Below are 21,220 nucleotides of genomic sequence, written 5' to 3'. Positions count from 1 at the left end.
ACCACAGCGCCGGCAACCACAGCGCCGTGATCGTGCTCGGTGCCGACGCACCGATCCGCCGGACCTGCACGTTCCGTTGCGGCCGGCGCTCGGTACGCCAACCGCGTCCCTACCGCCAGTCCTCGTTCTTGTTGTTCTCCCAATCACCGATGACCGGTGGTGCGATGACCTGTTCGGGAGCGAAGACATCCTCCTCGTCCTCGAGGTAGCCCGCCACACGGTGCTCCTTGTCCTCCTCACCTTTCCGGCCCGAGGCACCCATCCCGGGTGCCATCCCACCGGCCATACCGCTGCCTGCCGCGCCGGCACCGTTCGCGCCGCCGGTCACGTGCTGTGTGCCGGCAGCGCCGGAGGTGCCTCCCGCGCCCCACGATCCGCTCCCGGTGGCCGGACCGCGTCCTCCGGCGTTGGCACTGCCGGGACCACCGGCGAGCGCTCCGCCGATCGCTCCACTGCTGCCGGCCGCAGCCGCGCCTCCGAGCCTGCTGCTGATGTCACCGTTCACCGCGCCGGACCAGCCGGACGGGTTGCCGCCCGAGGGGTGCAGGTCCGGGGCGCTGAACTTCGGCGGTACGTACGACGAGGCACCCGTGCCGCTGCGGTCGACGTCCGGGATGTCGGGCGCGCTCGGCGAGAAGGATGCGCCGCCCTCCGGCACGTCCGGCACCTGCGGCCCGTCCGGCGAGAACGACTGCCCACCGCCGTCCGGCACCTGCGGCCCGTTCGCCGCGAACGGCTGTCCGCCCCGCGGAGCGTCCGGCGTCGCCGGTGGGGTCGGCGAGAAGGACTCGCCACCCTGCGGCACGCCAGGCACATCCGGGACATCCGGCGCATACGACCCACCACGCGCGGCCTCCGGCGAGAACGACTGCCCGGCACCGTCCGGCACTTGCGCCGCGAACGGCCGGCCCTCGCCGCCGGACCCTGCCGGGGTGATCGCACCGTCGCCCTCTCCGGCCGGGCCGCCGGGCGCGTACGAGCCGCCGACCGGTGACGCGGTCCCGGCAGCCGGCTGAGCCTCCTGTCCGGCGGCGCCGAACGAATCCGGGTCCTGGACCTGTGGCGTTACCGCGGGCGTGGCCGCCGCTCCCCCTCCGGCGGCCGGCGCGCCGGGGGACGCTGTGGCCCGCGGTCCGGCGAGCGCGGGCGGCGGCGAGAACAGTGGCATGTCGACGGCGCCTCCGACGGTCTCGTCGAACTGCGTCATGATCCGGGCTGCCTGCCCTCGCCTGGCCTCGCTCTCCTGCATCGTCTGCATTTCCTGCTGGACCGCCATGGCGTAGGCCGTCGGATCACCGATGTCGGCCAACCGCCGGTTGGCCTCTCCCGCGGAGAACGGCAACGGCGGGTTGCCATCCATCTGCTTCTGCGTCTCGTTGAGCGTCTGCGAGTGGATCTGTTGCTGACGTCCGGTGAGGACGGCACCCTGCGCCGTCGAACCCAACCACTTGGCGACTCCGGCGAGATGCTCCCTCGCGGCATCTCCACCGTCGCCCTGCCAATCGCCCATGCTGTCGTTGATCGCGTCCGCGACAGCTTGCTGGTGCAGGGTCAGCTCGTTGCCGGTCTTCACCCATTCCTCGGAGGTCTCGGCGACCGCCGCGGAATCGGCCTGACTGCTGAGTGTCTCGACCATCTGCTCGTGCGAGGCGTTCTCCCACACGGTCCTCGGCACCTCGCCCGCCTGGCGGATCTCCAGACCTTCGTCCATACCGGCCCGGTCGCTGGTGAGGAACCCCTGATAAAGAGCCTGGGTGAACGCGTCGCCGAAAGCACTGAACGGGAAGACGTCCGACAGCGCCTCCGCGACGTCGCGGAACTCGTGACCCGACTCCGCCTTGTCGCTGATCTCGCCGACGTAGAACGGCGACGACGAATCCACCGTCACGTCGTAGTGAGGACTGTCGGGGTCGTAGTTCTCGCTCTGCGGGTCCGAAACCGCCTGCGTCTTCTCTTCCGGAGTGGACGTGGACACGGTCGTGACACCTCTTTCGGCCGGAGGGAAAAGTCAGAAGCGGTCGTGGAAACTCTCGAGCTCGCCGCGAGCTCCCGACTCGGTGTCGGCGTACCGGCGTTTGGCCTCGCGGATCGCCTGGATGTACTGCGGAAGCTCTTCCTTCGCCTGGCGCAGTTGGGTGAGCAGACCGCGCTCGTCGGCGGCCGTGTTGACCGTGTGCTGCGCCACCCACTTCGCGGTCGATGTCGCGCTCAGCGGCGGCGACGTCTCGAGCTTCGAGAGCGTCGCCCAGCGGTTGTTGAGGGCTTCCAGAATGTCCTCGAGTGCGCTGATCATCCGGTTCCCCGTGGTCTCGTCGACCGTGAAACCGCCGTCGGTCGCCATGCGCTTGAGCTCACGCCCGCTCAGCATCGGGGCCCCTCGCTCGGCCGCCCTCAGCACCGGACCTGCCGCCACCGCCGCGGGTTGGATCTCGCGCGTCTCGTCCTCACTCATCACACACTCCCGACTCAGTAGGTTTCGGCGACCAGACCGTGGATGGCGCGTGCCACCTCGGCACGACCGGCGGGCTCGTAACGCGCGACGAATTCGTTGTCGACCTCACCGGCATGCACCAGATACCTGCCCTCGTCGGTGTCGACCCAGCCGACGGACCGCGGCGCGGACCCCTCGCCGCTCAACGCCGACACGACTATCTGCCCACCGCCCCGTCGTTCACCCGAGAACGCGCGGCGCAACCGTTCCTCTCCCGACTCGCCGGCTCCGCGCCGCCTCCGGCGTGTCGAGGTCTTCCCCACCACGCGGATGTTGCCGAACGCGTTGGTCTCCTCCTCGTCGTGAGCCCGTTCGGCGGCCTTCCGGGCGTCGAACGCAGAGCGGTACTCGGGCAGGCTCTGCCGGACCGTCGCCTCGGGACCGGCTGCCGCGGGCACGGCGGGCAACGCGCCCGCGAGGACGTCGACGAGATCGTCGTCGGAGAACAGCCAGAACACCAGATCGTCCTCACCGTGATGCTGCGCGATGCCGAGCGCGTCGGCGCCGTCGGTGAGGACCAGCATCGCGATCTCGTGACCCTGATCGTCGAGCCCACTGATGGCCACCGCCACCCGATGGCGGCCGAACAGCTCGAACGCCCTCCGCAGATTCGGATGGGGATCCTTACCGACGAGGAGTCCACGCTCCGCGAGCGTTCCGCTGACGATCCCGGCGAGCTTGCGCAACCGGCCGGGGTCGGTGGTGGTGTTGCGCACACGTAGCGGAAAACGCCGAATATCGACACCGAAGGCCTGAGCGACGACGCTCGCCTCGACGCTGCCCAGCACGAACTCGAAACTACCGAACACCTTGCTGAAGGCCACCTTTCCGGAAGAGCGCCGGGTGATCGCTTCGGCGCCGAAGGCTAGCAGCAGCCCGGAAAGGCGCCTATGAGGCCGTGTCGAATTCACACCGTGCGCGCTCATTTGAGCGCACACCGGCCGGAGTGTGCGGGGGGTCTGGACCACAGCGACGACGTGCCGATAGGTTGCCCATGGCATCGTTGCCTCCTCATTGGACTGCTCCGACCCCGCACGGGCTTTCGCCCGCTCTCCCCTCGCACGCCGGCTGCCGTGTCAGAGCGCGCGGAACGGCCACGTCCATCGCGACCGCGCAGGGTGGCATGCCGGCAACAGCCCAGCGTATCGAAGGAGAAGGGTGTGGAACCGAATCCGAATCCGAATCTGAGGCCAGGCGAGGACCTCCAGCACTACGTCGAACGACAGGCCGTCGAGATGCAGCAGCGGGCCACCGAGCTGCAGGACGCGTTCGCAGCAGCGGCGGCGACCGTGAGTTCGCGGGACGGGGCGGTCACCGTCTCGCTGGCCCCGAACGGTGCCCTGCGCAACATCCAGCTCGGCAAGCGCGCCTGCGAGCTCGGCGAGGCGCGGCTGACGGCGACCATCATGGACACCGTCCGCCAGGCACAGCGGCAGACAGCGCAGGCGGTCGCAGGCTCGGTGGAGTCCATCATGGGAGGTGGCGAGGTACTCGAGATGATGCAGGGATTCCTGCCGACCGACCCCGCTGCCGACGGTGGAATGGACCAGACCATGTTCGCCCGCGAGCCCGAGTCGGACGCGGACCCGCAACCGTCGAAGCCCACGACACCCCCGTCGCCGCCCCCGCCACCACCGCCGTCGTCGCGGCCCGCACCGCGGCGTCGACCCGCACAGGACGAGGCGGATGACGATGAGGTGAATCCCTGGTGAGCGGTGGGTACGAAGTAGACGATCCCGAGGCGTTCGACGTTTTCGGCAGACACCTGGACGAACTCGCCGACAACCTCCGCGGCACCGCGGAGATGATCGGCGGATGTGTCGCCGATCCCGGCCTGTTCGGCGCGGTCGGCCAGATCTTCGGCCTGGGCGCCACCATCCACTGCGGCAAGGCGCGGGACCAGTTCACCAGCTACGCGGGCTCGATCGGCACGTTCCGCGAGAAACTGGACAAGGCCAAACAGACCTACCGCCAGCAGGAGGAAGACGTGGCCGGTTCGATCGCGGAGCACAAGGCATGAGCGAGGACTACCGGCCGGGAGACTTCTGGCACGACCCGCAGGAAACGCTGACCAGGAAGGACATGCTCAGCGGCGCGGGCATCATGGATTCGGCCAACACCCTGAGCGTCGGCGTCGACGAACGCAACGACGTGGCGATCGGCCTCGGCGCCGCGGGGTTGGCGCTCGACACGCTCGGGTTGGCGATCGACCCGGTCGGCAGCCTCGTCTCGGCGGCCATCGGCTGGCTCATCGAGCACGTCACACCCTTCCGCGTACCCCTCGACATGCTGATGGGCGACCCCATCGGCATCGGTGCCGCCCAGGAGGCCATCGATGCCGAGCGCAAGAAGCTCTCCGAATGGGCCGAGGACCACCGGAAAGCCCTGGAAGAACTGCGGAAGTCGTGGCGGGGTGCAGCCGCCGATGCCTTCGCCAAGGACATGGAAGGCCTGAAAGCCCACCTCGACTCACTCGGCAAGTACGTCGATTCGGCCTCGCAGCAGATGGGCATCGCCGGCGGTCTGGTGGGCGCGTTCCGGGGCGTCATCCGGGACATCATCGCGGGTGTCCTCGGCGGAATCATCGCCGGTGCCTTCGCCGCCGCCGCGGCCATGCCCTTCACGTTCGGCGCCTCGATTCCCATCTTCCTCGGCACGGTCGCCGCAACCGTCGGCATCACGATGACGAAGATCGGCGTGCAGATCACCAAGCTCACCCAGAAACTCACCAAGAGCAGGGCGAACGTCGACGAGACCGGCAAGATCGGCGACGACGCCGCGAAGGCGTTCGCCGATGCGGCCGGCGGCGGGTCGAAGTCCACGCCGGGAGGCGGCAGCGGCAGCGGCAGCGGCAGCGGCAGCGGCAGCGGCAGCGGCAGCGGCAGCGGCAGCGGCAGCGGCAGCGGCAGCGGCAGCGGCAGCGGCAGCGGCAGCGGCAGCGGCAGGACGGATGGTGACACGGGCACACCGAGCGGGAACAACCCCGGCGACAACACCGCCACGCCGAACGACGGCACCGGTAGCACCGGTGGTCCCGGCGGCACCGGTGGTCCCGGCGGCACGACACCCCCGAAGCCGGATCTGACCATCGACACCAACGTGCCCAAGCAGGACACGGCGAGCACCCCGTCGAGCGGAGGCACGGAGTACTTCACGCCCGACACGTCTCCCCGTCCCGGATCCGGATCACCGGCGGGCGGGAACTCCCCGGGCTCCAACGGCAGCGACGCAAGCGGCACCGGGTCCATCTCGTCCAGACTGGACGGTGGTGGCCAGTCCAACGGCAGTGCCGGCGCCTCGAACGGCGGCAGTGGCAACAACGGCAGCGGGAGCAGCTCCGGCAGCAGTGGCAACGCCAGCGGTGGGAGCAACGGCAGCGGTGGCAACGGCAATGGCGGTGGAAGCAGCAACACCGGCAGCAACGGCAACAGTGGCAGCAACAACGGCAGCGGAAGCAGCTCCGGCAGCAGTGGCAACGCCAGCGGTGGCAGCAACGGCAACGGTGGCAACGGCAACGGCAGTGCCGGAACGCCCGACAGCGGCGGCAAGGCCGATGGCGAGACCTCCCTCAAACCCGGGCACGAACCACCCGCCGACAAGATGGTGCGTTATGCCAAGGAGAACCTTGAGCAGACGATCGTCGACAAGCTGCCCCACGCCAGGCCTGCCGAGCATCGGATCATCCTCGACAAGTTCGATCAGTATGCGGGGATGGGGAAGCCGGATCTGACGAAGGTGCTCGGCGACCAGGGCGCAGCGCGGTTCGAATCCATCGTCAAGACCCTGACCGACCCGGGATACGGCGTCCGCGGATTCCTGTCCAAGAGCTCGGTCGAGTTCATCAAGTCGATGGGCGGCGTCAATCAGGAACTGAACATGAACGACGAGCAGTGACCCAGGCACCGGCGGTCGAGCACGTCGGACGGGTGTGTGTGCTCGACCGCCGGCGTTCAGGCGCACCTCGCGCTGGAACGCCGGCGGTCCCGTGGAAACGTCCGCGCCTTCACGCCCACTACCGGTAGAGGTCCGGCCTGCGGTCTGCGATCACGTCGTTGTACTCCGATATCGACTTGTCTCGTGCGCGCGACAGGACCACGTCGGCGACGACCAGACGCGCCTCACCGGTGACAGCCGGCCCGCCCGCCACGACCCAGCCCGATTCGTCGATCACGACGGTGCCGCGGGTCCATTCCTGTCCGCGTTCAATTCCCCCGCGATCGCACACCGCCACGAACACCCGGTTCGTGCGGGCCGCAGCCATGGCCTGCACCACCTCCGGTGGCCGCTCCCCGTCGGGCCGCGGCACCACCGGCCAGTTCACCGGGGCCACGAGCAGCTCGGCACCGCGCAACGCGAGCGACCGCGGCATCTCGGGGAACTCGAGGTCATAACAGATCAGCACCCCGATCCGGCCCGCCGAGACGTCGACGACGGGTGCCGGTTCCTCGCCCGGCCGGAACACGAGTCGCTCGCGGTCCCACAGGTGCGTCTTGCGGTACACCGCCCGCACCCGGCCGTCGTCGAGCACCGCGGCGCTGTTGTAGAGACCGCCGTCGCCGCCGAGCTCGCAGAACCCGACGACGACGGTCGTCTCCCCCGCCGCGTCCGCCCACGCAGCCAACGTCGCATCGTCCGCGGGCATCGCCGCAGCCTGCGCCTCCGCCTCGTCGGCGAACACGTAGCCGGACGTGGCGAGTTCCGGGAGCACCGCGAGGTCCGCGCCGCATGCGCGGGCCCTCGCGATCCACTCGACCACCCGCGCACGGTTGCCGTCGGGGTCACCGACGACCGGCGCGAACTCGGCGCACGCGAGCCTGGTCACTCGCCCGGGTCGTCCCGCAACAGCTGGGCGAGGACGTCGAACTCGTTGAACAACGACCACTCCTCGACGATCTCCCCCTGCGCGAAGTAGAGCTGCGAGATACCCCAGAGGTGCACTCGCCTGCCCGTCGGGGTTCCGTAGAGCCCGTAACCGCGGTGCGTACCGGCCCCGCTCCAGCGCACCGACGCGCTGTAACCGTCGACGTCGTTGCCCATCCAGTACACCTCGTCGACCCGCACGCCCATGTCGGGGAAGGTCGCGAGCAGGTTCCGCGCCATGCCACGGACGTCCGAGCGCCCGTACCCGGTGCGGTTCGTCGCACCGTGCCACCGCACGGTCCGCGCATAGATGCGGTCGACAGCACTGAGGTCACGCCGGTTGTACACGTCGTGGAAGAGCCTGCGGACCTCGTGCTCGACGTCGAAACCCGGACTCGACGGCTCGGGGTACGGCATCGGCTTGCGCCCACCCTCGATACGGTCGACCTCGGCGAACCCGCGCTCGGCCAACCCCGGGAAGTCCTTGGAGTTGCCGTACTCCCGCGCCGCGGCCAGCACGTCGATGCCGAGCTGCTGCAACTTCGCCGCGGTGTTGTAGAGGACCCATTCCTCGTAGATCTCGTTGTTGCGCACGACGCAGTTGGCGATGACCCACGTCTCCAGCTTGCGGCCGGTCGGCTCACCCCACCGCCACGGGCCGGTGTGGTGTCCGATGTTGATAGCCCGGTGCGAGGTGACGAAGCCTTCCGTATCGGTACCCGCCCAGATCACGTCATCGGCGTAATGCCGGCAGTCCGGGAACGCGTTGATGCTCTGCATCGTGCCGGACACGAGTTGTTCGACACCGAAGTGGACACCGCTGTCGTCGTAGAGCCGGCAGCCGGGCGCGTAGGTGTCGTAGATGTAGCCCACGTCCTGGTCTTCCCAGATGCGGTGGGTGATGCGGACGATGTAGTCGACGATGTCGGTGTAGACGTCCTCGAAGCCCTGCAGTGACTGGCGACGTTCGCCGTGCACCACGTTGGGCGCGTCGACTCCGTAACCCGGGTCCACGGCGATGCTGTGGTCACCCGGCATGGTTCGGCGCCCCGGTGCCATGGTCCCGGGCGGGGTCGAGGGAACACCGGATCGCCCTCGCCGGTCGCCATCGGACGGGGCGCCGGCACTCGGCGACGCGGGAGCCGTCGGCGTCCTTCCCGCTGCCACTGGGGCCTTGCTTTCCGATGTGGACTGATCGGCCGTCGTCTCTCCAACGGCGTCGTGGTTCTCGGCTGCCTTGCTCATGAGTCCTCCTGCCCGTGGCGGTAACGCTCCAGCCGCACGGTCGCGGTTTTCCGGTGTGCTGCCATGCCTTCGTACTCGGAGATCGCGTCGACGGCTTCGGCCAGCAACGGTGTCGCATCCCGGCTCACCCGCTGGTACGTCAGCGGCTTCAGGAACCGCGACACCGACAGGCCGGCGCTGTGCTTCGCCCCGCCCGCGGTCGGCAGCACGTGGTTCGTCCCCGCCATTCCCTTGTCCGAATACGCCACGGTGCTCCACGGGCCGAGGAACACCGATCCGTAGTTGCGCAGCGCACCGTGGTAGTACGCGTCGTCGGCGGTGTGGATCTCCAGATGTTCGGGGGCCAGGTCGTCCATCAGTGCGACCGCCGTGGCGGCGTCCTTGGCCCAGGTGACCGAGCCGTGGTCACGCCAGGCGGGCCCCGCGATCTCACGGGTCGCCAACGTCGCGAGCTGGCGGTCGACCTCGGCGATCACCTGCTCCCCGAGCCGCTGCGACGTCGTGACGAGAGCCGCCGGTGAGTTCACCCCGTGCTCGGCCTGCCCGAGCAGGTCGGCCGCGACCAGCTCGGGATCCGCCGTCTCGTCGGCGATGACCGCCACTTCGGAGGGACCTGCGAGCAGGTCGATCGCGACCGTACCGAACAGCTGGCGTTTCGCCTCGGTGACGAAGGCGTTGCCTGCGCCCACGATCATGTCCACCTCGGGCTCGCCGAGCAGCCCGAACGCCATCGCGGCCAGGGCCTGCACCCCGCCGAGCGCGTACACACGGTCCACACCGGACAGATAGGCCGAGTACAGGACGGCGGGGTGGGCCCGGCCGTCCGGCCCCGGCGGACTGCACGCGAGCACCGTGGGCACTCCCGCGGCCTTCGCGACGCCCGCGGTCATGAATGCACTGGCGAGCAGGGGAAACCGCCCGGCCGGAAGGTACGCACCGACACGTTCGACGGGCACGTAGCGGTGACCCGTGACCAGTCCGGGCGCGAGCTCGGTCTCGAAGTCGACGAGGTGGGCACGCTGGGCCAGTGCGAACGCTCGGGTGCGCTCGGCTCCCAGTTCGAGGCCGGCCCGCACCTCCTTCGGCAACTCGTCACCGGAGCGTTCCAGGTCCCCCGCACCGAGTTCGATGTCACCGCCGTCCCAGCCGTCGAGTTCGCGCGCGTACCGCAGCACCGCGTCCATCCCGTCGCGCTCGATGTCGGACAACATCGCCGACACCCGTTCGGCGACGGCCGGATCCCGTTGGGCCGCCGGCCGGTCGACCGGTTCCTTCAGTACGCGGTACGCACCGTCCAGTTCGGCCAGTCGTGAAGAACTGAATTTCATGCGATCGACGCTAGAGAGACCACAAGCAAAGGACAACCCCATGCAATCCTGACCTTGCGATAGGGTTTCCCTGTGACTCTGAAACAGCTCCGCGCGTTCCTGGAGGCGGTGCGCACCGGGTCGTTCACCGCGGCGGCCGCGCGGATGGACATCACACAGGCCTCCGTGTCGGAATTGATCCGGAAGCTGGAGGACGAGCACGGCACCCCCGTGTTCTCTCGCGGCGGCAGGCGTCTCGTGCTCACGGCTGCCGGCTCGGCGCTGCTGCCGTTCGCCGAACGCGCCGTCGCGGCTGCCGACGGCGCCGAACAGGCGCTGCGGTCCGTCCGATCGCTCCGGGGCGGTGTCGCCACCTTCGGCCTGCTGCGCAACGCCGCGTACTATCTGCTGTCCGACCTGGCCGAACAGTTCCACGACAACTACCCCGAGGTGCGGATCCGGCTGATCGGATTGAACTCGGTCGAGGTGGCGTCCGCCGTGGCCGCGGGCACCGTCGAGGCGGGCCTCGTCGTGCTGCCCATCGACGACGACGGCCTCGACGTCACACCACTGCTGCGCGACGAGGTCCGGTACGCCAGCGCCGATCCGGCACGCGTGGCCGAACCGGTCACGACCGCGGGACTCGGCCGGTCCCGACTGATCCTCTACGACGCGCATTACGGCTGGGCCGATCCGACGCGCAGGCAGCTCGCCGAACGCGCGCAGGTCGCCGGTGTCAAGCTCGAACCGTGGATCGAGGTCGAACACGTCGAGTCCGCCCTCGCGCTCGTCGCTCGCGGTATCGGGGACACGATCGTGTCGCGTGCGGTGGCGGAAAGCTCCGTGTGCCCGCCGTCGGTGCACACGGTCGGGTTCGCCGAACCGCTCCACGACACGATCGCGCTCGTCCGCAGGGAAGGCGAGGTGCTCTCCCCCGCGAGCCGCGAACTCGCCCGGCTCGCCCAGCGCATGCTGCTCAGCAGATCATGACGGTTCGTCGCCGCGCGCCCGCGCGATCTGCGCCATGATCGAGAGCTCGTCGTAGACCCGCCATTCCCGCACGATCCTGCCGTCCCGGAACAGGAACTGCGAGGACCCAAGCAGGCGCACCGGTGTCCCGGTCGTCGGACCGTAGGCAGGCGCCCCGCAGTAAGTCCCGTCCAGCCACCACACGACGCCGACGCGGACACCGCCGTGCGGCCCGGACTCGTGCGCGACCACGTCCCTGATCTCGAAGCGCCCGTCCGGGACGGGCGCCAGCAGTTCGAGCAGTCCCCGCTGGTAACCGTCGGGACGGGTCAGCGTGCGGTCCCGGGAGATGTCGGAGGTGACGTCCCGTGCGACGAAGTCGGTCACCTCGTCGAACATCCGCTGGTTCCACACCCGCTCGATCAGTCCGAGGGCGTGCTCGCACTCCGCCCGGTGCAGATCCGGCCGCGGGCCCGTCTCGCCCGCCGTCAGCACGTCCGGCAACGGGTCGCGGTCCGGCCAGCCAGGGAACGCCAGTTCCCGCGCGACGGCGTCCGGGTCGAGACCGAGCTGCGCCACGACCGCGTACTCGTCGCGGATCACCCACTCGTACTCCATCACGCCACGGCGGTAGAGGCACGTGGCGATGGTGCGCGACGAGAACGAGCGGTGCGTCGGCGGTCCGTAGGCCGAGATCCCGGTGTGCGTACCCGTGCTGTAGATCCGGTGCGAGCTCAGGAAAGCGTCGTCGCCCCGCCGCTCCCACACCACGTCCTCGGCCTGCCCCACCCGATCCGGGTAGGCCGCGATCTTCGTCAACGTCGACCGCACGACCGGTTCGACACCGCGGCTCGTGCCGTAGGCCCCGTGGACCACCGCGTCGGCCGCGTAGTTGTCGCGGATCAGGCCGACCCCGCGGCGTACCCAGATGCGGTCGGTCCACTCGACGATGAACTCCTCGGGGTCGCGGTACGGCTCGTAGGCGACCGGGACCGGCCAACGCTCCACCGTCACGGTTTCGGTCATGATTCGCCTCCTGCTCGGCCACGGTCCAGCAGTGCCTGCACCTCGTCCGCCGCGCGGGCGAGCCGACTGGGCACATCGGCGCCGTGCGCCATCTCGTTGATCGCCACCTCGAGCACGTCCTGTACCTGAGGCCAGTCGATGGTCATCGGCACCGTCCTGGCACTGCGCAACGCGCGTTCCTGCAGTCGGGGCAGTCCGTGGTTGGCCTCGTTCACTGCGTCGTCGCGCATGTTCTCGTTGTGCACGACGACGCTGGTCGCCGTGTCCGGATCGGACTTGTCCAGCGCGACGTCCCTTTCGGTGTCGGGATGAGTGAGCCACTTCAGGTACTCCCACGCCGCGCCCTGGTTCTCCGACGTGTTGAGCACGCCCATCAGCCACGTGTAGCCGTACGTGACGGCCTGTTTGCCGCCCCACCCCGGCAGCGGCGCCACTCCGATGTCGTCGGCGACCTCCGGTTGCACCTTGCCGGGATCGGTGAAGTCGTCGATCTGCCAGCCCCACGTGAACACCGAATTGCTGCTGTTCTGCTCGAAGGACTGCGTCGCGTCGGTCTCCGTCCAGTTGACCGACGCCGGCGGGCTGTGACCGTCACGCAGCAGGTCGATGTACCGCTCCGTCGCCTCGACCGCCGCGGGCGTCGTGAACGCCGGATCCCCGTCCTCGTCGAGCACCTCACCGCCGTTGCTCCAGAGCATCGCCAGCCACGTGTAGAGGTTCTGGCCGCCGTTACGGCCGTACTGCCCGGCCAGGGCCGAGCGGCCGCCCGACCCGTCGAGCTCGTCCAGCTGCTTCCCGAACTCCGACCACGTCTCGGCGGGCTCCATACCGCGCCGTTCGAACTCGCTCTCGCGGTAGAAGTAGTTGTACGAGAATCCGCGGAACGGCAGCCCGTACACGGTGTGGTCGTCGCCGGCACGGGCGGCGTCCTGGAAGGGAGGCGGAAACTCCTCGATGGACCGATCCGAACGCTTCAGCATCGTGTTCAACGGCTGCAGGCCGATCTTCGCCGAAGCGCCGTAGGCGTCCGGCCACACGACGAGATCGTAGGTGCCACCGCCGATGGCGGTCTCGGCGACGATCTGCTGCAGGTACGACTCGTACGGGATGTTGGCCCACTCGACCGTGATCCCGGTCTTCTTCGTGAACTCCTCGCCGGTGCGTTGCTGCAGCGCCGCGAACTGCGCTGTCGTCTTGCAGCAGCTCAGCAGCCGGATGTGTGTACCGTCGTAGGGTTTGCCCTCGAGCAGTCCTTTCTCCCCGACCGGAGCGTCGGCGACCAGCTCGGACAGGTTCCGATCGCCGGGACCGGCCGTACAGCCGGTCGCCAGCAGCACGGCCGACACCCCGAGCGCCAGCGCCGCCCTGACGGTCCGTCGCATGCGCCTCATTTCACGGCTCCCATCGTCATCCCCTCGGCGAAGTGCTTCCGCACGAGGAAGGCCATCACCAGCATCGGCGCCATCACCAGCAAGCCGGCCGCGGCCATCTGTCCCCACGCGACGCCCTCCGGCAACACCAGCGTCATGAGTGCCACCGGAAGCGTCGTGGCGTCCGAACGCGACAGGAAGGTCGGGAACAGGAACTCGTTCCATGCCAGGAGGAACGAGAAGACCGCCGAGACGAAGATGCCCGGCGCCGCCAGCGGAGTGATCACCCGCCACAGCAGCGCGACCTGGCCGCAGCCGTCGATGCGGGCCGCCTCCTCGATCTCCGTCGGCAGGCCGTCGACGAATCCTTTCAGCAGCCACGTGATGTACGGGACCACGATCGACAGATTCACGACGACCAGCGCCAGATGCGTGTCGATGAGGCCGAGACTGCGGAACAGCGTGAGGAACGGCAACGCGATCGCCACTCCGGGGATGAACTGCGTCGCCACGATCGCCAGCAACATCGAACGGTGCCCCGGGAACCGATAGCGGGAGAACCCGTAGGCCGCGAGCAACGCCAACGGCACGGCGACCACGGTCGTGGCGACACCGATCAGGACACTGTTGACCAGGGCGCCGCTCAGGTCACTCGCTCCACCGAGTACGGCGGAGAAGTTCTCGAGACTCGGTGTGAACACCAGCGACGTCGAGAAGGCGTCACGTGCGGGCTTGAACGCCGTCAGTGCCATCCACACGATCGGGAACAGCACGAAGAAGAGAATCGCCAGGGTCGCCACCACTCGCGCCGTCGACCCCACCGCCGACCAGCCGCTGCGCCTGCGCTGCCGCCGCGGTGGTGGGGGCTCGGCCGGGACGGAGGCCGCCGGTTCCGGTTTCACTGCCATGTCGGTCATTTCGCCTCCTGCCTGGCCATCGCGATCAGATACAGGGCGGCCAGCACTCCGAGCACGAGGACGATGACCCAGGAGACGGCCGAGGCGTATCCGATGTCGAGGAAGGTGAATCCCTGGTTGTAGGCGAAGAAGTTCATGCTCTCCGTCGCGCGTCCCGGACCGCCGCCGGTGGTCGTGACGACCTGATCGAAGATCTTCACCGAGAACACGGCCTTGAGGAAGACGACGACGAGCAGCAGCGGACGCAGCAGCGGGAACGTCACGCGCCAGAACTCCTGCCACGGCGACGCACCGTCGAGCTTGGCAGCTTCCCGCACCTCCGGCGAGATCGATCCGAGTCCGCCGAGGAGCATCAAGGCGATCAGCGGAGCCCATCCCCAGACCTCCGTCAGCGCCAGCGCCATCAGCGCCCAGAAAGGGTCACCGAGCCAATTGATGTCGCCGAAGAACGGGAACACCGTGTCGAGCATCTTGTCGTAGACACCGGTGTCCGGGTTGAGCATGAACCGCCACGAGAAGCCCTTCAGGGCGGGTGCCACGGCGAACGGCAGGATCAGCAGCGCCTTGGTGAAGGCGCTCAGTCTCGTGCGATTGTTCAGGATCAGCGCGATGCCGAGGCCGAGGCCGACCGACAGCACGACCGAGATCACCGTGAACTCGAGCGTCACCCAGGCACTGTTGTAGAACGTGCCGTCGGTGAAGGCGCGCTGATACTGGTCCAGCCCGACGAATTCGCCCGGCTCTCTGGTCTCGTTGAGGCGCCAGTGCCGGAAGCTCGTGATGAGCGCGGAGACGAGCGGGTACACCGTCGTCAGTCCGATAGCAAGCAGTGCGGGCGCCAGATGTACGTACGGTTCGGCACGTCTGCGCCAACCGGAACGCCTGCGCGGTGGGGAGACGGTGGATGCCACCATCGAGGGTCGACCTCCTCTGCCGGAAGAACGGCGCGATCGGGGTGCCGCGCAGTGTATGCGTATTCACAGCTGCGAGACAATGCCCGAACGGAAGGTCTCTCGAGAATCTCGACTGCATCGAGTTAGAAGAGTTGACCAGGAAAGAACCACTGCACATCGATCCGGGCACCGCCGGATATCAGCTCAACGCAGGCGATTCTTCGTATGTACTGATCGCGCGAAGCCTGGAGACGACCGACGTCGAGCCGGGCGATCAGCTCTGCGACGGCTCGGAATGCGTGCGCCGCGCGACGAAGTGCGGCTCGAGCGTGACGCGCCGCTGGCCCGCCGCACCGTTGCCGTCCACTCCACTCGGCTCGAGGTTCGCGTCGTCGCCGGACACCCGCGCGACGAGGAGCCTCGCCGCGGTGCGCGCCATCTCGTCGAGGTCGTGGCGCACCGTGCTCAGCTCGAAACTCGCCCACGACGCCATCGGGATGTCGTCGAACCCGACGACCGACAGCTGCTCGGGGATGTCGACCCCGAACCGGCGGGCCGCATCGATCACACCGATGGCCACGACGTCGTTTCCGCAGAACACGGCCGTCGGCACCGGATCGGTGTCCAGGAGTTCGGCCAGCGCTTGCGCACCGGTCTCGAATTCGAACGGACCGTGCCGGACATGTGCGGGACGCAGGGCGATGCCGGCGTCGGCCAGCCCCTGCCGGAACCCGATCTCACGATCCCGTCCGGTGCTCGTGTTGTCGGGCCCGAAGATCGCACCGATGCGGGTGTGGCCCGACTTCACCAGCTCCTCGGCGACCAGTTCACCACCGCGCCGGTTGTCGACCACGATCGCGTCCGCGGGCACCGTTCCCTCACGGTTGAGATACACGAACGGCAGCTGTCGCCGGCTCAACTCGGCCGGCAACCCGGAGTCCAGCGTGGACGTCGCCAGGACGAGTCCGTCGATGGACCGGTCCACGAGCCGCTCCGCGGCCGCAGTGGCTTCGGACCGTTCCGTGAAGAGCATCATGCGGTATCCGAGCCGCTCGAGTTCGTCGTGCAACGGCCCGACCAGGTGCGGGTAGAACGGGTTGGTGAGGTCGGTGACCAGCACTCCGATGCGATGACTGATCTGCGTCGACAGTGAACGACCGGCCTCGCTGGGAACGTAGTTGAGCGCTTCCGCCGCCATACGCACCCTGCGCACGGTGTCCTCGGACACCCGCGGGTCCCCGCGCAGCGCCCTCGACACCGTCGGCTGCGACACGCCCGCCAGTCGTGCCACGTCGCGGCTGGTGATCCCCACGTCTGCCTCCCCGTTCCGGTCGCGATCGAGCATACGTCCTCGCACTGCCGACGACCCATCTGACCCAGGTGACGGTTGACAACGACTGCCCTGGTCCAACTAATGTGCATACGTATGAAGCAATCGGATGTGACCGTGCACAGTGACCAGGTGATGGTGAGCGAGGACGAGGCCGCCCGGCGTACCGTCCGCCGCAGCGACTTCGTCTCCTGCAACCAGGCGTTCATCGACTGCCGCACGCCCGGATCGGATCGCAAGGAGAACTACGCGATGATCGGGCCGGGCGTTTCGCAGAATTCCGATCAGGTGGTCAACCTGCGTGAACCGCACGGCTACAACATCGGCGCCGCCGCGATGCCGAACGGGATCACCAACAATCTGCACCTGCACTTCACGGCGGAGGTCTTCTACTGCTTCCGCGGGGAGTTCCTCCTGCGATGGGGCGCCGACGGCAAGGACGGCGAACTCGTACTGCGAGAAGGCGACATCGCCTCGATGCCGACGTGGATCTTCCGCGGGTTCACCAACATCGGCCCCGACGACGGCTGGCTGTTCACCACGCTCGGCCACGACGACACCGGCGGCATCATCTGGGGCCCCTCGGTGCTGCAGCAGGCGGCCGACCACGGGCTCTACCTCACGACCGAGAGCGCCCTCATCGACACCGAGGCCGGTGACGAGCCGCCGGACGACGACGAACTCGTCCGGCCGATGACGCCCGAGCAGATCGCGAACCTGCGCAGCTACTCCGTGGAGGAGATGCGCAGGCGCATCGCCTCGCCCGACGACCTCGATTTCTCCTCCTCGGCGTTCCTCGACAGCCTGCTTCCCGGCGGCGGCGCGGAACTGGCACTGGTCATCGGGTACGGCATGACCGAGAACCGGGACCAGGAGCCGCCGATCCACAACCCGCACGGGCACAACGTCGCGTGGCTGCGGGCCGAGCCGGGCAGCGGGATGCGCGGGCACCGCCACCATGAGACGCAGGTCCTGCTCGCCAAGGACGGCGAGTGGGAGATCGCGCTCAACTCCGAGGACTCCGACAACCAGGTCACGGTGCGACTGGGCCCGTGGGACATGCTCTCCGTGCCGCGGGGCGCGTGGCGGTCCATCCGCAACGTCGGCGACGAGACCGCCTCGCTGCTCGTCATCAACGGTGGTGACGGCCGGGTCCGGCTGCAGTGGGACGACGAGGTCACCAAGGCGGCCGCGGACACCGGAATCGCCATCGACCACAACGGCTACGTCGCGCCCTACGCGCTGGTGCCGAGGAAGATCGGGGAATGACAGCCGCCGCGCCCGTCGTCACGGTGTCCGGGATGCTCTGTGACACCGCGCTGTGGGACGACGTCCGTGCCGCATTCGGCCCGCGAGTGTCGGACGTCGTCCCGACGGCGCCGAGCATCGGCGGCATGGCCGAGGAGGTACTCGCCGCGTCGGACGAACCGTTCGTCCTCGTCGGACTGAGCCTCGGCGCGATCGTCGGCTTCGAGGTGCTGCGGCGCGCACCCGAGCGCGTCACGGCGTTCGCAGCGATGTCCACGAATGCCGGCGCACCGACGAAGGCCCAACGGGCCGGATGGGCGACGTTCGACGCGCAGACCCGCCGCGGCGGCTTTTCCGACGTCGTCCGTGATTCGATCCTGCCGACGATGTTCGCGGCACCCGAACCGCCCGCACAGCACGCCGGCCGGTTCACGGAGATGGCCGAAAGGGTGGGACCGGAGGCGTTCCGCAGGCAGCTTGCCGCGCAGGCGACCCGCACCGACGCCACGGCATCGCTGGCCGAGGTCGACGTTCCGACCCTGGTGCTGTGCGGCACGGCCGACGCGTTGTGCCCGCCGGAGTTCCACCGCCGGATCGCCGGCGCCGTGCCGGGCGCGGAACTGCACACCGTCCAGGGAGCCGGACATCTGCTCCCCGTCGAGCGGCCTGCCGAGGTCGCCGACCACCTGACCGACTGGCTCACCCGCTGCCGCATCCCGAAAGGAAACCCATGCCCGAACTCGTGAAGGCGCCCGCAGGTCAGCGGCCCGGCGCCACGCAGGACGCCGACGTCGCCGAGCGGGTCTCGACGATCATCGCCGACATCCGCGACCGCGGCGACGCCGCCGTCCGCGAGTACTCCGAGCGGTTCGACGGATGGTCGCCGGACTCGTTCCGGCTGACCGCCGAGGAGGTCGAACGGATCGTCGCCGGCGTCCCCGAGCAGGTGATCGAGGACATCCGGTTCGTCCAGGAGCAGGTCCGCGGATTCGCCAGGCACCAGCGCGAGTCGATGCGCGACATCGAGGTCGAAACGCTGCCCGGAGTGCATCTCGGACAGCGGCACGTGCCCGTGGCGGCCGCCGGGTCGTACGTGCCGGGCGGCCGGTATCCCCTGACCGCGTCGGCCCACATGACGATCGTGACCGCGAAGGTCGCCGGTGTGCCCAGGGTCGCGGCGTGCACTCCGCCCATCCGCGGCGAGGTTCCCGCGGCGACCGTCGCGGCGATGCACATGGCCGGCGCCGACGAGATCTATCTGCTCGGCGGCGTGCCGGCGATGGCCGCACTCGCCGTCGGCACCGAGACGCTGCCGCGGGTCGATCTGATCGCGGGGCCGGGCAACGCCTACGTGGCGGAGGCCAAACGGCAGCTGTTCGGTGAGGTCGGTATCGACCTGTTCGCGGGTCCCACCGAGATCCTCATCGTGGCCGACGAGACCGCGGATCCGTTCGTCGTCGCGGTGGATCTGTTGTCGCAGGCCGAACACGGGCCGGACTCGCCCGCCGTGCTCGTCACGACGTCGGCCGACCTCGGCCACGCGGTGCTCGAACACGTCGAGCGGCTGCTACCCGACATGCCCACGCGCGACTTCGCCGAACCGTCGTGGCGCGATCACGGCGAGATCGTCGTCGTGGATTCGCTGGACGAGGCGTTCGAGGTCGCGGACGGCTACGCCAGCGAACACGTCCAGGTCCTCACCGAGAACCCGCGGCAGGCGTTGGACCGGATGAACCAGTACGGCGCCCTGTTCCTCGGCGAGGGCACGTGCGTGTCCTACGGCGACAAGGTCAGCGGTACGAACCACGTGCTGCCCACCAAGGGTGCGGCCCGATACACGGGCGGCCTCTGGGTCGGCAAGTATCTGAAGACGGTGACGTATCAGGAGGTCACCGATCCGGCCGCCAGCGCGCGGCTCGGCGAGGTGTGCGGCCGGGCCGCACGCGTCGAGCTGTTCGAAGGACACGCCCGCTCCGGCGACGTGCGTGCCGCGAAGTACGGCGGTGCGTCACTGCCGTGGGCTCCGCAGGCGGAGGTGCGCACATGACGGACGTACTGTCGGGCAGGACGGCGCTGGTCACCGGCGGCGGTTCCGGACTGGGCCGGGCGATGTGCACCGCGCTGGCCGACAACGGCTGCCGCGTGATCGCCGCCGGCCGGACGGCGGCGAAGGTCGAGGAGACCGTGGCCGGACTGGCGGTGCCGGGACGCGCCGTCACGGTCGATGTCGCCGACCCGGACTCGGTGACCGCGTTGACGGCCGAGCTCGCCGACGAGGACGTGTCAATCCTCGTCAACAACGCGGGCACGCCCGGCCCCGTGAAACCGCTGACGGACATCGAACCGGCCGAGTGGTCGGAGGTGTTCGCCGGCAACGTGCACGGCACGTACCTGATGTGCCGCGCGCTGCTGCCCGGCATGCTCGCGCGGGGATCCGGTGACATCGTGAACATCGCGTCGGTCAGCGGGAAACGGCCGCTCGTCCGGCGGACTCCGTACTGTGCCTCGAAGATGGCCGTGCTGGGACTCACGACCACGCTCGCCGCGGAGGTCGGCCCGCTGGGGGTGAACGTCAACTCGCTCTCCCCCGGTCCGGTCGCAGGGCCGCGGATGGAACGCAACTTCCGGCTCGAGGCCGAGCGGACCGGCACCAGTTACGAGGAGGCGGAGGCCGCGTTCGTCTCGCGGGCGGCACTCGGCCGCATGGTGACCGAGCAGGAGGTGGCCACGGCGCTCGTGTCGATGCTCTCGATGCCCGGGCTGTGCGCTGCAGACATCGACCTGTCGGCGGGAATGGTGGCGCGATGACCGCGAAATCCGAACTCAAGCGGCGACTGTCGGCCGGTGATCGGCTGCGCGGCGGCCTGGTGCGCATGCCCTCGGACTACCTCGTCGAGCTGTGCGGCATCGGCGGCCTGGATTTCGTGCTCATCGACTGCGAGCACGGCCCCGCCGACCTGGTTCCGCTGCAGCAGCACATCCAGGCGGCCCAGGCACGGGGCATCGGCGTGCTGATCCGTGTCGGCCACGACGAGCCGGCATTCACGCTGCGCGTCCTCGATCTCGGCGCGGAGGGCGTGGTCGTGCCGCACGTCGACACGCCGGAGCAGGCCCGGCGTGCGGTGTCCGCGGCCCGGTATCCCCCGCTGGGCGAGCGCGGGTTCGCGACGTACTCGCGTGCCGGCTCGTTCGGCGCCACGGGGGCCGTGGAGCATCTGGCGAACGCGGCGGAGACCACGCTCGTGATACCGATGCTCGAGACGGAGTCGGCGTGCGCAGCGGCCGGTGACATCGCGGCCGTAGACGGTGTCGACGCGCTGATGATCGGCCCCGCGGATCTCGCGGTGTCGATGGGCAGGCCCGGCGGGACCGCCGACCCCGCGGTGCGGGCCGCCGCGGACGGTGCCGTCGACGCGGCCGCCGAGGCCGGCACGCCGCTGGTCACCATCGTGTCGACCACGGAGGCGGCGGCAGCGGCGCCCGCCGGGGCGGTCGTGTTCAACCTGGCCCATATCCTGCTCGGCACCGTCCGGGGTCTGGCCTCGGCATGATCGCCCGCACGGT

20 protein-coding genes are annotated in these 21,220 nt (G+C 69.1%); 9 read left to right on the top strand and 11 right to left on the bottom strand.

What is annotated here, in order from left to right; translation table 11 throughout:
* Positions 1-109: 109 nt before the first annotated feature.
* The 3 genes from FB384_RS18170 to FB384_RS18160 are packed head-to-tail and all read right to left on the bottom strand — an operon-like array spanning position 110 to position 3,300.
* Positions 110-1,975 carry a hypothetical protein gene (locus FB384_RS18170; protein WP_183784657.1) on the bottom strand — a complete coding sequence of 622 codons (1,866 nt, stop codon included), beginning with the start codon at positions 1,973-1,975 and terminating at the stop codon, positions 110-112.
* Positions 1,976-2,008: 33 nt separating this feature from the next.
* Positions 2,009-2,452: a hypothetical protein gene (locus FB384_RS18165; protein ID WP_228726062.1), complete on the bottom strand. Its 444-nt coding sequence runs from the start codon at positions 2,450-2,452 to the stop codon at positions 2,009-2,011.
* A gap of 14 nt (positions 2,453-2,466) precedes the next feature.
* A complete protein-coding gene (locus FB384_RS18160) occupies positions 2,467-3,300 on the bottom strand; it encodes an ESX secretion-associated protein EspG (protein ID WP_183784656.1) in 834 nt (277 codons plus the stop codon).
* Positions 3,301-3,651: 351 nt separating this feature from the next.
* Between FB384_RS18160 and FB384_RS18155 the strand changes: the two genes are divergently transcribed.
* From FB384_RS18155 to FB384_RS18145, 3 genes are read left to right on the top strand one after another with little or no spacing between them, the layout of a single operon-like run.
* Positions 3,652-4,203, top strand: coding sequence for a YbaB/EbfC family nucleoid-associated protein (locus FB384_RS18155; RefSeq protein ID WP_323985274.1), 552 nt, complete (start codon positions 3,652-3,654; stop codon positions 4,201-4,203).
* Positions 4,200-4,511 (top strand): hypothetical protein, encoded by a 312-nt coding sequence (locus FB384_RS18150; RefSeq protein ID WP_258937758.1) that lies wholly within the window; start codon positions 4,200-4,202, stop codon positions 4,509-4,511. Before FB384_RS18155 ends, FB384_RS18150 begins: the two co-directional genes overlap by 4 nt.
* Positions 4,508-6,385 carry a WXG100 family type VII secretion target gene (locus FB384_RS18145; RefSeq protein ID WP_183784654.1) on the top strand — a complete coding sequence of 626 codons (1,878 nt, stop codon included), beginning with the start codon at positions 4,508-4,510 and terminating at the stop codon, positions 6,383-6,385. The genes FB384_RS18150 and FB384_RS18145 overlap by 4 nt, the downstream gene beginning before the upstream one ends.
* Positions 6,386-6,503: 118 nt before the next feature.
* Here FB384_RS18145 and FB384_RS18140 read toward each other — a convergent pair whose 3' ends face one another.
* The 3 genes from FB384_RS18140 to hisD (FB384_RS18130) form a co-directional block, all read right to left on the bottom strand.
* Entirely contained in the window at positions 6,504-7,313 is an 810-nt protein-coding gene (locus tag FB384_RS18140) for a nitrilase-related carbon-nitrogen hydrolase (RefSeq protein ID WP_183784652.1), read from the bottom strand.
* Complete coding sequence (locus FB384_RS18135; RefSeq protein ID WP_221212787.1) at positions 7,310-8,389, bottom strand: ester cyclase; 1,080 nt, start codon at positions 8,387-8,389, stop codon at positions 7,310-7,312. Before FB384_RS18135 ends, FB384_RS18140 begins: the two co-directional genes overlap by 4 nt.
* Before the next feature lie 203 nt (positions 8,390-8,592).
* Positions 8,593-9,924 (bottom strand): histidinol dehydrogenase, encoded by a 1,332-nt coding sequence (hisD, locus tag FB384_RS18130; RefSeq protein ID WP_183784650.1) that lies wholly within the window; start codon positions 9,922-9,924, stop codon positions 8,593-8,595.
* 72 nt (positions 9,925-9,996) lie between these two features.
* Here hisD (FB384_RS18130) and FB384_RS18125 point away from each other — a divergent pair, with 72 nt between their 5' ends.
* Positions 9,997-10,893, top strand: coding sequence for a LysR family transcriptional regulator (locus FB384_RS18125; RefSeq protein ID WP_183784648.1), 897 nt, complete (start codon positions 9,997-9,999; stop codon positions 10,891-10,893).
* Here FB384_RS18125 and FB384_RS18120 read toward each other — a convergent pair.
* The 5 genes from FB384_RS18120 to FB384_RS18100 all read right to left on the bottom strand — a co-directional run bounded on the left by FB384_RS18120 (position 10,888) and on the right by FB384_RS18100 (position 16,390).
* Complete coding sequence (locus FB384_RS18120; protein ID WP_183784646.1) at positions 10,888-11,898, bottom strand: nuclear transport factor 2 family protein; 1,011 nt, start codon at positions 11,896-11,898, stop codon at positions 10,888-10,890. The genes FB384_RS18125 and FB384_RS18120 overlap by 6 nt on opposite strands.
* Entirely contained in the window at positions 11,895-13,280 is a 1,386-nt protein-coding gene (locus FB384_RS18115; protein ID WP_183784644.1) for an ABC transporter substrate-binding protein, read from the bottom strand. The genes FB384_RS18120 and FB384_RS18115 overlap by 4 nt, the downstream gene beginning before the upstream one ends.
* A gap of 5 nt (positions 13,281-13,285) precedes the next feature.
* Complete coding sequence (locus tag FB384_RS18110) at positions 13,286-14,185, bottom strand: carbohydrate ABC transporter permease (RefSeq protein WP_183784642.1); 900 nt, start codon at positions 14,183-14,185, stop codon at positions 13,286-13,288.
* Entirely contained in the window at positions 14,182-15,099 is a 918-nt protein-coding gene (locus FB384_RS18105) for a carbohydrate ABC transporter permease (protein WP_183784640.1), read from the bottom strand. Before FB384_RS18105 ends, FB384_RS18110 begins: the two co-directional genes overlap by 4 nt.
* 253 nt (positions 15,100-15,352) lie before the next feature.
* On the bottom strand, positions 15,353-16,390 hold the full coding sequence (locus tag FB384_RS18100; protein ID WP_183784638.1) for a LacI family DNA-binding transcriptional regulator: 1,038 nt from the start codon (positions 16,388-16,390) through the stop codon (positions 15,353-15,355).
* A 114-nt stretch (positions 16,391-16,504) separates the two neighbouring features.
* On the opposite strand from FB384_RS18100, the gene FB384_RS18095 reads away from it, so the two are divergent.
* From FB384_RS18095 to FB384_RS18075, 5 genes are read left to right on the top strand one after another with little or no spacing between them, the layout of a single operon-like run.
* On the top strand, positions 16,505-17,677 hold the full coding sequence (locus tag FB384_RS18095; protein WP_228726061.1) for a cupin domain-containing protein: 1,173 nt from the start codon (positions 16,505-16,507) through the stop codon (positions 17,675-17,677).
* A complete protein-coding gene (locus FB384_RS18090; protein WP_183784636.1) occupies positions 17,674-18,402 on the top strand; it encodes an alpha/beta fold hydrolase in 729 nt (242 codons plus the stop codon). Before FB384_RS18095 ends, FB384_RS18090 begins: the two co-directional genes overlap by 4 nt.
* Entirely contained in the window at positions 18,387-19,703 is a 1,317-nt protein-coding gene (gene hisD / locus FB384_RS18085) for a histidinol dehydrogenase (protein WP_183784634.1), read from the top strand. The genes FB384_RS18090 and hisD (FB384_RS18085) overlap by 16 nt, the downstream gene beginning before the upstream one ends.
* Entirely contained in the window at positions 19,700-20,464 is a 765-nt protein-coding gene (locus tag FB384_RS18080; RefSeq protein ID WP_183784632.1) for an SDR family NAD(P)-dependent oxidoreductase, read from the top strand. The genes hisD (FB384_RS18085) and FB384_RS18080 overlap by 4 nt, the downstream gene beginning before the upstream one ends.
* On the top strand, positions 20,461-21,207 hold the full coding sequence (locus FB384_RS18075; RefSeq protein WP_183784630.1) for an HpcH/HpaI aldolase family protein: 747 nt from the start codon (positions 20,461-20,463) through the stop codon (positions 21,205-21,207). The genes FB384_RS18080 and FB384_RS18075 overlap by 4 nt, the downstream gene beginning before the upstream one ends.
* Positions 21,208-21,220 lie beyond the last annotated feature (13 nt).

It is taken from the genome of Prauserella sediminis (genome assembly GCF_014195435.1).
Taxonomy (GTDB): Bacteria; Actinomycetota; Actinomycetes; order Mycobacteriales; family Pseudonocardiaceae; genus Prauserella; species Prauserella salsuginis.
Note: the sequence above shows the minus strand (reverse complement) of the source record. Positions and strands in the feature narration are given on the sequence as shown.